Genomic DNA, 12367 nt, shown 5'->3' with positions numbered 1-12367 from the left:
AAACATTCACCTTCCAGAAAAAGAATGCTGAGTGCCATGAAACTGACGATCAGCCGAGAATCATTGCTTACCCCGTTGCAGTCGATCGCCGGGGTTGTTGAAAAGAAACAGACCATGCCGGTGCTGTCCAATGTGCTGCTGGTGGCTGAGGACAATACCCTCACCATGACCGGCACCAACATGGAAGTCGAGCTGGTGGGCCGGATTACACCGGTGCATGTGGATCAGCCCGGCAAGATCACGGTGCCGGCCCGCAAGCTGGCGGATATCTGCCGTGCCCTGGGCGATGAAGCGCCGATTGAACTGGCGCTGGAAGGCGACCGGTTGCACCTGCGTTGCGGTGCCAGTCACTTCACGCTGTCGACGCTGCCGGCGGAACACTTTCCCAATGTGGAAGACGAGGCGGAAAGTTTCCGCATCGAGCTGCCGCAAAAGGAACTGAGCCGGATGCTGGACGCCACCGCGTTCGCCATGGCTCAGCAGGACGTGCGCTACTACCTGAACGGGCTGTTGCTGGAAGTGGACCAGGGCCATGTGCGGACCGTGGCCACCGATGGTCACCGTCTGGCGATGGCGCATTTTGACCTGCCGACAGGGTGTGATCTCAAGCAGGTGATTGTGCCCCGCAAGGGCGTGCTGGAGTTGGCGCGGTTGCTGGACGACGTGGAAACACCAGTGACCCTGGTGATCGGCGACAACCACCTGCGCGCCACGGTGGGCAGTTACACCTTTACCTCCAAGCTTATCGAGGGCAAGTTCCCGGACTACAACCGGGTGATCCCTCGCGGCGGCGACAAGGTGGTGCTTGCGGACCGGGCTACGCTCAAGAACACCCTGCAGCGTGCCGGCATCCTGTCTCACGAAAACATTCGCGGTGTGCGGCTGAATCTGGCGCCGAACGAGTTGCAGGTGTTTGCCAACAACCCGGACCAGGAACAGGCCGAAGACGCGCTGCCGGTGGAGTATCAGGGCGAATCACTGCAGATCGGCTTTAATGTAGGCTATCTGGTGGACGTGATGAATGCACTGGATGAGGAGCAGGTGAAGATCACCCTGTCGAATCCGAACAGCAGTGCGTTGATTGAAGCCCAGAACGACAACCGTTGCCTGTATGTGGTCATGCCGATGCGCCTGTAGGACACAATGAACCGGGCTACGGATGGCGTGACCATAGCAGTTGCAGTCAGGGATGGTACACATCGGGTTCAGCAAAAAGGTGAGTGACGAGATGGTTTTCGGAACGGTAAGTAACGGTATCAAAGGTGCATTCCGCATCGGCCAGACAGCGTCGGTGCTGGGGCGGACCGGATTAAACTGGCTGCGGGGCGATCGCCCGCCAACCCCGCGCCTGCTCAGGCAGACCTTTGAGTCGCTCGGCGCCACCTACATCAAACTGGGGCAATTCATTGCCAGTTCTCCGACGTTTTTCCCTAAGGAATACGTGGAGGAGTTCCAGTACTGTCTCGATAAAACCCCGAACCTGCCGTTCAGTGTGATTCGTAAAATCATTCGCGACGAACTGGGCCGGCCCATCGACCAGGTGTTCGCGGAAATTGACCCGGTGGCGCTGGCCTCGGCGTCGATTGCCCAGGTGCATGCGGCAAAATTGCTGACCGGCGAAGACGTGGTGATCAAAGTCCAAAAGCCGGGTGTGGAAAACATCCTGCTGACCGATCTCAACTTCCTGTACCTGTCTGCAAAAATTCTCGAGACGCTGGCGCCCAAGCTGTCCTGGACGTCGCTGTCCGGTATTGTGGAAGAGATTCAGCGCACCATGATGGAAGAGTGTGATTTCATCAAGGAAGCCAATAACCTGAAGGTGTTCCGCGAGTTCCTGAGCACCACCCATAATGAAGACGCGGCGGTGCCGTTGGTGTACGAGCAGAGCAGTACCCGGCGGATTCTCACCATGGAACGGTTCCACGGTGTACCGCTGACCGATCTCGAGAGTATTCGCGGCTACGCCCGCGATCCGGAACGCACCCTGATCACCGCGATGAATACCTGGTTCTCCAGCCTGACCCAGTGCGAATTCTTCCACGCGGACGTGCATGCGGGAAATCTGATGGTACTGAAAGACGGTCGGGTCGGGTTCATCGATTTCGGTATTGTGGGGCGGATTCGACCGGACACCTGGCAAGCGGTCAGTGATTTTATTTCGGCCATTATGGTGGGTAACTTCGATGGCATGGCGGATGCCATGATCCGTATCGGCATCACCCACGAGCATGTGGAGACGTCGGCGTTGGCGGCGGACTTGCGCAAGCTGTATCAGCAGATGGATAAGATGGTTCCGGACCAGGTGCCCTACGAAGCTGATCAGGCGGACGACGACGTTAACAATATCCTGATGGATATGGTGAAGATCGGCGAGAGCCACGGTCTGCATTTCCCCCGCGAGTTTGCACTGTTGCTAAAACAGTTCCTGTATTTCGACCGCTATGTGCACATTCTGGCGCCGGAAATGGACGTGTTCATGGACGAGCGCCTGAACATGCTGCATTGATCCGACCAGCCGTTGTGCGATGCTCATAAGAGCAGGCATCACGGACGTCGCCAACGGGCTGAGGGTTTTGTACACTAAGGCAGCATTCGCTACGCGGATGCTGCCTTTTTGTTTTCTTACACACTCTGCGGAAGTCCTCTGACTCTATGGCGCTGGTCAAACTGCAAACGGAACACTTCCGCAATCTCGCCGCCGCACCCGTGACTTTCTCCCCTTCTTTTAACCTGCTGTTCGGTGAGAACGGCAGTGGCAAGTCCAGCGTTCTGGAGGCCATCGGTTACCTGGGCCTCGGTCGCTCGTTCCGCGTCAGTCGTCATCAGGCCGTGGTCAGTCATGGCCAGCAACGCCTCACGGTTTTCGGCGGGCTGGATCAGGGACTGGAGCCGGACAAAGACCGTCAGCAAAGCCCGGGTCAGTTGCGGCACCGGTTGGGTTTTGCGCGGGATGTTTCATCGAAAGAGACCACCTTGAGAGTGGACGGCGAGGCGGTGAAAAATCTCTCCGTCCTGGCCAGGCACCTACCGGTTTCCGTGATTGATCCGGGGGTGTTCGAGATTGTGGCCGGGGGCCCTGGCAAGCGTCGTCAGTTTCTCGACTGGTCAGTGTTCCACGTGGAACCTTCGTTTGCCGGCGTGTGGCAGCAGTGTCAAAGAGTGACATCACAGCGGAATCAAACGCTGAGAAATGGTAGACTAGACGAGGCTTTAGTCCGGGTCTGGGACAACCAGTACACGGTTCTGGCCAAGCAGCTGACCGACGCGAGGCGCAGTGCCTTTGAGCTGTTCCAGACGGCGTTCCAGAGCCTTGTAAAAGAGGTGGACGCACCCTGGGTCGAAGGCATGAAAATGGACTTCTTTGCCGGGTGGGATACCAGCCTGCCGTTATCGGAAGTTCTTGCCGCGCATCGGGAACAGGAATTGCGGATGGGCCACACCCTGTATGGCCCGAATCGGGCCGACATCAAGTTGCGGTTCCAGGGGCGGCCGGTGGCCGAAACGTTTTCCCGCGGACAGCAGAAAACCCTGGTGATCCTGATGAAAATTGCTCAAGGCATGGTGCTGAGCCAGCTGGGCAAACAGGTGACGTTTCTGCTCGACGATATCAATGCGGAGCTGGATGTTGGCCACCGATCCATGTTGGCCAGGAAGTTACACGAATTACGATGCCAGGTGTTTATTACCTCCATCGAATCGCCTCGGCCGGACGAACTCTGGCAGAACGCGAAACCGGACTATCGAATGTTCCACGTGGAACATGGACAATTGACGGAAGAATAAGACCCGGGTGGCAGAGGGTTGGCGTGGTCAGAACCCGCCATCAGAGCCGGACCCGGTAATCACCCTTCAGGAGTACCCTAATGAGCGAATCGAACTACAATTCCTCCAGTATCAAAGTCTTGAAAGGACTGGATGCGGTTCGGAAACGGCCCGGGATGTACATCGGCGATACCGATGATGGTACTGGCCTGCACCACATGGTCTTCGAGCTGGTGGATAACTCTATCGACGAAGCTTTGGCGGGGCATTGCTCGGAGATTGGGGTGATCATTCATCCGGACGAGTCGGTCTCGGTGAAGGATAACGGCCGCGGCATCCCGACAGATCTGCACGAGGGAGAAGGGGTGTCCGCCGCGGAAGTCATCATGACGGTGCTTCACGCGGGCGGTAAGTTCGATGACAACTCCTACAAAGTCTCTGGCGGTTTGCACGGCGTGGGCGTGTCGGTAGTGAACGCGCTCTCCTCTACCCTGACCCTCACCATTCGCCGTGAAGGCAAGGTCTACGAGCAAAGCTACACCCACGGCGTGCCCAACGCGCCTCTGAGTGTGGTCGGTGATACCGATGCAAGCGGTACCAAGGTTCACTTTATTCCGTCGCCGGAAACCTTTACTCATATCGAGTTCCATTACGACATTCTTGCCAAGCGTCTGCGGGAATTGGCTTTCCTGAACAGCGGCGTACGTATCCGCTTGACCGACGAGCGCAGTGGCAAGGAAGAGGTCTTTGAATATGAGGGCGGCCTGCGCGCGTTCGTCGAGCATCTGAACAGCAACAAAACGCCGATCAACCGGGTCTTCCATTTCAACAAGGATCGGGAAGACGGCACCTCGGTGGAAGTGGCCATGCAGTGGAACGACGCCTTCCAGGAGAACATTTACTGCTTCACCAACAACATCCCCCAGCGCGACGGCGGTACCCACCTGGCCGGGTTCCGCGCCGCCCTGACCCGTTCGCTGAACAACTACATCGAGCACGAAGGCCTGGGCAAGAAGGCCAAGGTCAGCACGTCCGGGGATGACGCCCGTGAAGGCCTGACTGCGATCATCAGCGTCAAGGTACCGGACCCCAAGTTCTCGTCCCAGACCAAGGACAAGCTGGTCTCCTCGGAAGTCAAAACCGCGGTGGAGCAGGAGCTGTACCAGGCCTTTGCCGATTTCCTTCAGGAACAACCGGGTGAGGCCAAACTGATCGTCAACAAGATGATCGAAGCGGCCCGTGCCCGCGAGGCTGCCCGCAAGGCGCGGGATATGACCCGCCGTAAGGGTGCGCTGGATATTGCCGGCTTGCCCGGCAAACTGGCGGACTGCCAGGAGAAAGACCCCGCCCTGTCCGAACTGTTCATTGTGGAGGGTGACTCGGCCGGCGGCAGCGCCAAACAGGGTCGGGACCGCAAGACACAGGCCATTCTTCCCCTCAAGGGCAAGATCCTCAACGTAGAGAAAGCGCGCTTTGACAAGATGCTGTCCTCGGTGGAAGTCGGCACACTGATTACCGCGCTGGGCTGCGGTATCGGCCGTGAGGAATTCAATCCGGAAAAACTGCGGTACCACTCCATCATCATCATGACCGACGCCGACGTGGATGGCTCACACATCCGTACACTGTTGCTGACGTTCCTGTTCCGCCAGATGCGCGAGATCATCGAGCGTGGTCACGTCTTTATCGCCATGCCGCCGCTGTACAAGGTCAAGCGTGGTAAGCAGGAGCAGTACCTGAAAGACGAGAAGGCCAAGGTGGCCTACCTGACCCAGACCGCTTTGGAGGGCGCTCAGCTGTACGTCAATCCGGAAGCCCCGGCAATCAAGGATTCCGCGCTGGAAACCATGGTGAAGGATTACCAGGCGGTGATGGCGATGATCGAGCGTTTGTCCCGAGCCTATCCCGCCAAGGTTCTGGAGCAGATGCTGCAGAACGTCACCCTCAAGCCTGACGACCTCCGGGACGAAGCGGCGGTAGCTCGCTGGGTGGCGCGCCTTGGCGATGGCCTGGATCTGGATACCCGTACCGGCACCAAATATACCTTCTCGGTGGAGAAAGATGGCGAGCGCAATCTGTACCTGCCGAAGGTGGTGATTTCAGTACACGGTATTCCGTATACCCACGTGTTCAATCACGAATTCTTCGAGTCGTCGTCGTACCTTTCCATTGCAAGAATGGGCGAAGCTCTGGACGGACTGGTGGAGGATGGCGCCTACATCCAGCGTGGCGAGCGCAAGCAGGCGGTGTTGTCCTTCGAGGGTGCGCTGGACTGGCTGATGAAGGAAGCTCAGCGGGGACTGAACATCCAGCGCTATAAGGGACTGGGCGAGATGAACCCGGAACAGCTGTGGGAGACCACCATGGATCCGGAGACGCGCCGGATGATGAAGGTGACCATCGAGGACGCCTTTGCGGCGGATCAGATCTTCACCACCCTGATGGGCGATGATGTGGAGCCGCGCCGGGCCTTTATCCAGACCAACGCGCTGGAAGTGACCAACCTGGACGTGTAGCGTTTCAGGAAGACGAAAAAAGGCGACCTTCGGGTCGCCTTTTTTTTGGAAATCCGTTAATTGCCGAGCAGTTATTGCTTACCGTTGGTGGAATCCGAGGAGTTACTGGCTTCGTGCTGGGCGGCGAGATGGGGCGCCATTACTTCTTCCAGGGTGTAGCCGGTGAGCCGGCGGATAGAGCGCCACAGGTAGTAAAAGATGGCGATCATCATGATCATCGACGGAATGGCGATCATCGGGTAGCTGACCAGGGTCATCCTGCCCAGTTCCTCATTAAACGCCTGCGTGCCTGAGGGACTGACCACAATCCATTTCGCCAGTACGTAGTTCATGATGGAGGAGAACAGGAAGGTCAGGCTGAAGAAATAGGTGGCCTTGAGCAGGCGATCTTCAAACTCGGCTTCGCTGCCCTGCTCTTTCAGTGAAGACTGAATCTTGTCCACGTTCAGCACGGAGGGGTTGTACAACAGGGTGCGTACCAGCGGGTATCGGGTGCGGGTGGAGATCAGCACCGCCAGGCCGATGATTGCCGGAATCCCGGCCTCCTTGATGGCCAGCCACCCGGCATCCAGCTCCAATAGCCCGATACCGCCGGTCAGCCCGACACTGATCAGACCCAGCACTGCGATGAAATTCTTCTTATGGTATTTGATCAGCTCATACAGCCCCCAGCCAAGGGGGAACGCCAGTCCGATCAGCAACGCGTTAACGCTGCCGAGGTGCTCATCACCGCTGAATTTCATCAGGATCACGGATGGAATAATAATGCTGACCAGCAGATCGACCCACGGCCTTGGCTTGTGATCCGGAATGCTGGAAGAATTCTGAGAAGTCATGGCGTTGCCTGGTTGGTGGAACAGCGGCAGGCCTGCGGGCTCTGCCGGAAAACTCTCGGCAGTATACGATGAATCCACCGACCGGGGTAAGCGGCTGTCGGCAGCGACAGAGAGGGTCTGAGCGACAACCCGGTGTCTGACGACAAGGGTATGCCGCCATAAAAAAACCGGACCCCTGCGGGGCCCGGTTTTTGAACATCAGGAACCGTCAGGGTGTTACGCCCCGACCTCCTTCAGACTTTCTTCCACAATGGCCAACCCTTCTTCCAGCACATCGTCTTCGATGGTGACCGGCATCAGGAAGCGCAGGGTATTGCCGTACATACCGCAACTCAGCAGAATCAGCCCTTTCTCCTTGGCTTTCTTGGTTACTGCCGCCGCCATTTCCGGCATCGGTTTGCGGTTGGATTTGCTCTCGACCAGCTCAAACGCGGCCATTGGCCCCATGTTGCGGGCGTTATCCACGTGCTCGAACTGCTCCTGCCACTGGCTGAACCGTTGCTTCAGTTTGTCACCCAGAGCCTGGGCCTTGCCCAGAATGTCGTCTTCCTTGAACACATCGAAGACCGCCAGTGCCGCTGCACAAGCCGTCGGGCTGCCGGTGTAGGTGCCGCCCAGCGAGTTCGGGCCAGAGGCATCCATGTGCTTGTCGGTACCTACGATGGCCGAGATTGGCATGCCGTCCGCCATACTCTTGGCCATGGTCATCATATCCGGCTCAATGCCGCTGTGCTCGATAGCAAACATCTTGCCGGTCCGGCCGAAGCCGCTCTGCACTTCGTCCACCACCATAAGGATGTTGTTTTCGTCGCAGATCTTGCGGATCTCTTTCAGGAAGCTGGTTGGCGCGGCATAGAAACCGCCCTCGCCCAACACTGGCTCGATCACAATGGCGGCGGTGTTGTGGGCCGGCGAATCCGCCTTCATGGTCATCTTCAGACCGCGCAGTGCTTCGTCTTCGGACACACCGTGGTACGGCACCGGGTAAGGCGCGCGGAAAACGTTCCCGGGCATGGGTCCGAAATCGGTCTGGTAAGGCGCTGCCTTGCCGTTCATCGCCATGGTGTAGAAAGTCCGGCCGTGGTAACCGCCGTCAAAACAGATCACGTTGGTTTTGCCGGTGGCAGCGCGTGCGATCTTCATGGCGTTTTCCAGCGCTTCGGCACCGGAGTTGGCCAGCATCACCTTGGCGTGACCCTTGACCGGTACCACTTCACTGAGTTTCTGTGCCAGCTTCACGTAGCCCTCGTAGGGCATCACCGTCTGACAGGTGTGCATGAGTTTGTCGAGCTGGGCCTTGATCGCTTCCACCACTTTCGGGTGGCGATGCCCGATGTTAAGGACACCGATGCCGCCGGCGAAATCGATCATGCGTTTGCCGTCCGCATCCCACAGTTCCGCATTTGTTGCGTGGTCGGCAAACTGTTCATTGGGGCTTGCCGCGCCCGCTGCAACGTAGCGTTCTTTGAGTGCCTGCAATTCTTTATTGCTCACTTTGCCATTCTCCCTGGTTTCAGGTTCGAAAGTTTCACCTACCAGTGTAAGTAGTACGGTGACAGGAAACAAACCGACTATGGTCGCCGTCAGGCGGCATGATCGCGAAACTGCAGTCTGGCCAGCCGTTGATAGAGGTCGTTGTTGCGCATCAGCTCGTCATGGGTACCGACCGCCAGCAGGCGGCCCTGATCCAGTACCGCGATCCGATCGGCGTCTCTGACCGTCGCCAGGCGATGGGCGATCACCAACGTGGTGCGTCCCGCGGTCAGCGCCGGCATGGCCTGCTGGATAAGGTTCTCGCTTTCTGCGTCGAGGGCGCTGGTGGCCTCGTCCAGCAACAGCACCGGAGCATCCGCCAGTAGTGCCCGGGCAATGGCCAAGCGTTGCTTCTGGCCTCCGGACAGACCCAGCCCGGCATCGCCAAGGCGGGTGGCGTAGCCCTCGGGAAGGCTCTGGATAAATTCATCGGCGTGGGCAATCCGTGCCGCCTGCTCCACGTCTGCCTGGCTGGCTTCCGGCCGGGCGTAGCGAATGTTGTCCGCCACCGTGCCATGGAACAGGGCGGGATTCTGCGGCACCAGCGCAAAACACCGTCGCAGGGATTCCAGTGACAGCCCGGCACTGTCCAGACCATCTATCAGGATGCGACCCTCACCGGGCTGGTAGAAATGCAGCAACAAATCGAACAGCGTGGATTTACCCGCGCCGGACGGTCCGACAAGCGCCAGGGTTTCCCCCGCTTTCACCGTGAGTGTCAGGTCGCTCAGGGCGGGCTGCAGTGTGCGACCGGGATAACTGAACCCCAGGTGTTCCAGCCGGATCTCGCCCCGTACTGGCTGCGGCAGCACGGTGTTGCCGCTGTTGCGGGCAAACGCCGCTTCGGTCTGTAACAACTCGAACAGTCGGGCCGCCGAGCCCGCCGCCCGCTGCAATTCGCCGATCACCTCACTGATGGCACCGGCCGCGATACCGACCAGCAGGCTGTAGAACACGAACGCCGCCAGCTCCCCGGGGCTGATGCGACCATGGATGACATCCAGTCCGCCGATCCAGATCACAATGCCGACGGCCCCCATCACCAGGGTAATCGCCAGTGTAGTGAGCCAGGCCCGCTGGCGAATACGTGCGCGGGCTATGTCGAAGGCCTTTTCCGAGACCTCGGCAAAAAAACGCCGGTCGTGGGGCTGGTGGTTGAAGGCCTGTACGGTTTTAATCTGGGTCAGATTCTCGCCCACGTAGCTGCCGACGTCCGCCACCCGGTCCTGACTCAGGCGCGACAGTTGTCGCACCCGCCGGCCAAAAAACAGGATCGGTGCGATCACCAGCGGGAAGCCCAGCAGAATAATGCTGGCCAGCTTGGCGTTGGTGATGAACAGCAGCAGCAGGCCACCGACCAGCATCAGCGTGTTGCGCAGGGCAATGGACACGGTGGAGCCAATCACCGATTGCAGCACGGTGGTGTCTGCGGTAAACCGCGACTGAATCTCCAGCGCCCGGTTCTGTTCGAAAAAACCGGGGTGCAGATCAATCAGATGGTTGAACACCTTCTTGCGAATGTCTGCCACCACCCGCTCACCGATCCAGGACACCAGGTAGAAGCGGGTAAAGGAGCCTATCGCCAGCCCCAGCACCAGCACAAAAAACAGCCCAATGGCCTTTGCCAGGTTCTCCGGTGACTCGGTGGCTAATCCCTGATCCACCAGTATGCGTAAACCCTGACCAAGCCCCAGGGTAATGCCAGCGGTGAACACCAGTGCGACCAGAGCGCCGGCCACGGCTCTCCGATAGGGGCTGATAAATTCGACGACCAGTCTCAAGGCCTTGCGATGGCGGGTTTTAATGGTGTGCCTCCTGGGTGTGGGCTGCTGTAAACTTCAGCAACAATACGATCGGGATTCCGTACAAGACTTATCATACAGCTCGCTCGACTACTCCGTAACTGAAGGACACGACGTGCAATCATACGCCGACAACGACTACCCCGCCGACCACAAACCCGACTGGAAAGTGATTTCCGGCCTGTGGCCCTACCTGGCGGAATTCCGCGGCCGGGTGGCACTGGCGCTGGCCCTGCTGGTGCTGGCCAAACTGGCGACGGTGGCCACGCCTATTGCGTTGAAGTATATCGTCGATTATCTCGACCAGAACCGCGGTGCTGACATGCTGCTGTGGATACCGTTGGTACTGGTGGTCGGTTACGGTTCGCTGCGCTTCGGCGCTACCCTGTTCAGTGAACTGCGGGATGCGGTGTTTGCGCGGGTAGCGGAGCGGGCGATGCGGCGGGTATCGCTGCGGATCTTCGAACATTTGCACCAGCGGGAGCTGGGCTTTCACCTTGACCGAAAAACCGGGGGGCTGGCGCGGGATATCGAGCGCGGCACCAACGGCATCAGCTTTCTGCTGCGATTCACGCTGTTCAACATCGTGCCCACGATCCTCGAAATCCTGATGGTGGCCGGTATCCTGCTGGTGGTGTTCAACGTTGGTTATGTACTGGCAATTCTGGTGGCCGTGGTCGTTTACGTGGTGTTTTCCATCAGAATCACCGAGTGGCGCACCAAGTTCGTACGGGAGGCCAACGCCCGTGACAATCAGTCCAATTCAAGGGCCATCGACAGCCTGCTGAACTACGAGACGGTGAAATATTTCAATAACGAACGTTACGAAGCGCAGTTGTACGACCAGAACCTGGACGACTGGGAACAGGCGCGACTGAAGAACCGCCTGTCACTGGCCACCCTGAACGCCGGCCAGGCGCTGATTATCGGTGTGGCAATGATCGTGATCATGGCCATGGCGGTGGCCGAAGTGGCCAGTGGCGAAATCACCCTGGGCGACTTCACCATGATCAATGCCTACCTGCTGCAGCTGTTTATTCCTCTCAATGCCCTCGGATTTGTCTACCGGGAGATCCGCCAGGCACTGGTGAATGTGGAGCGGTTGTTCAAACTGCTGGGCGACGAGCCGGCGATTCAGGATGCGGCGGGGGCGACGGCGCTGGTTGTGGAGAGGGCCGAGGTGCAGTTTGACCACATCCACTTTGCCTACCGCCCGGACCGCCCGATCCTGCAGGATGTGAATTTCTCCATACCGGCTGGCCACACGGTGGCGGTGGTAGGCGCCAGCGGTGCCGGCAAATCCACCCTCGCCCGCTTGCTGTTCCGCTTTTACGACGTGGCTCAGGGATCGATCCGCATTGACGGTCAGGACATCCGCCAGGTGACCCAGGCCAGCCTGCGCTCAGTCATCGGAGTGGTGCCCCAGGACACGGTGCTGTTCAACGACACCCTGTACCGCAATCTGGCCTATGGCAATCCGGCGGCCAGCGAGGAACAGGTGTATCGGGCCGCGCGCATGGCGCACCTGGAAGACTTTATCCACAGCCTGCCGGACGGCTACGACACCAGAGTGGGTGAGCGCGGCCTGAAACTGTCCGGTGGCGAGAAACAACGGGTGGCCATTGCCCGGGTGATTCTCAAGAACCCGCCGCTGCTGATTCTGGATGAGGCCACCTCGTCACTGGATTCGCTGTCGGAACAGGCAATCCTCAGCGCACTCAAGGAGGTCAGCCAGCAGCGCACTACCCTGGTCATCGCCCATCGGCTGTCCACCATCCGTGATGCCAATACCATTCTGGTGATGGATGGTGGCCGGATCGTGGAAAGTGGTAGTCATCAAGAGTTGCTGATGGCCGGTGGCCACTACGCTCATCTTTGGGAGCAGCAGCACCGGAGTGATGATAACTCTAGCTGAGCC

Annotated in this window: 8 protein-coding genes; 5 read left to right on the top strand and 3 right to left on the bottom strand. The window is 58.8% G+C overall.

The annotated features are described in order from the left end of the window. Nucleotides 1-36 precede the first annotated feature (36 nt). From dnaN to gyrB, 4 genes are all read left to right on the top strand, one after another. Nucleotides 37-1137 (top strand): DNA polymerase III subunit beta, encoded by a 1101-nt coding sequence (gene dnaN, locus MLC70_RS04240; protein ID WP_248181827.1) that lies wholly within the window; start codon nucleotides 37-39, stop codon nucleotides 1135-1137. A gap of 91 nt (nucleotides 1138-1228) precedes the next feature. Further along, the gene (locus MLC70_RS04235; protein WP_248181826.1) at nucleotides 1229-2506 is read left to right on the top strand and encodes an ABC1 kinase family protein; all 1278 of its coding nucleotides are present in this window, start codon (nucleotides 1229-1231) and stop codon (nucleotides 2504-2506) included. Nucleotides 2507-2652: 146 nt separating this feature from the next. Further along, the gene (recF, locus tag MLC70_RS04230) at nucleotides 2653-3783 is read left to right on the top strand and encodes a DNA replication/repair protein RecF (RefSeq protein ID WP_248181825.1); all 1131 of its coding nucleotides are present in this window, start codon (nucleotides 2653-2655) and stop codon (nucleotides 3781-3783) included. 80 nt (nucleotides 3784-3863) lie between these two features. Continuing rightward, on the top strand, nucleotides 3864-6278 hold the full coding sequence (gyrB, locus tag MLC70_RS04225; protein WP_248181824.1) for a DNA topoisomerase (ATP-hydrolyzing) subunit B: 2415 nt from the start codon (nucleotides 3864-3866) through the stop codon (nucleotides 6276-6278). 71 nt (nucleotides 6279-6349) lie between these two features. On the opposite strand, the gene MLC70_RS04220 is transcribed toward gyrB, so the two are convergent. The 3 genes from MLC70_RS04220 to MLC70_RS04210 all read right to left on the bottom strand — a co-directional run bounded on the left by MLC70_RS04220 (nucleotide 6350) and on the right by MLC70_RS04210 (nucleotide 10428). Continuing rightward, a complete protein-coding gene (locus MLC70_RS04220) occupies nucleotides 6350-7114 on the bottom strand; it encodes a VC0807 family protein (RefSeq protein WP_248181823.1) in 765 nt (254 codons plus the stop codon). Nucleotides 7115-7330: 216 nt separating this feature from the next. Continuing rightward, entirely contained in the window at nucleotides 7331-8608 is a 1278-nt protein-coding gene (locus tag MLC70_RS04215) for an aspartate aminotransferase family protein (protein ID WP_248181822.1), read from the bottom strand. Between the two features lie 89 nt (nucleotides 8609-8697). After that, nucleotides 8698-10428, bottom strand: a complete 1731-nt coding sequence (locus MLC70_RS04210) for an ABC transporter transmembrane domain-containing protein (RefSeq protein ID WP_248181821.1) — start codon at nucleotides 10426-10428, stop codon at nucleotides 8698-8700. A 136-nt stretch (nucleotides 10429-10564) separates the two neighbouring features. On the opposite strand from MLC70_RS04210, the gene MLC70_RS04205 reads away from it, so the two are divergent. Further along, nucleotides 10565-12364, top strand: a complete 1800-nt coding sequence (locus MLC70_RS04205) for an ABCB family ABC transporter ATP-binding protein/permease (RefSeq protein WP_248181820.1) — start codon at nucleotides 10565-10567, stop codon at nucleotides 12362-12364. The last annotated feature ends 3 nt before the right edge of the window (nucleotides 12365-12367 follow it).

Origin of the sequence: Marinobacter goseongensis (genome assembly GCF_023156235.1) — a bacterium.
Lineage (GTDB): Bacteria > Pseudomonadota > Gammaproteobacteria > Pseudomonadales > Oleiphilaceae > Marinobacter > Marinobacter goseongensis.
The sequence above is the reverse complement of the archived record's forward strand: the minus strand, read 5'-3'. Positions and strand labels throughout refer to the sequence as shown.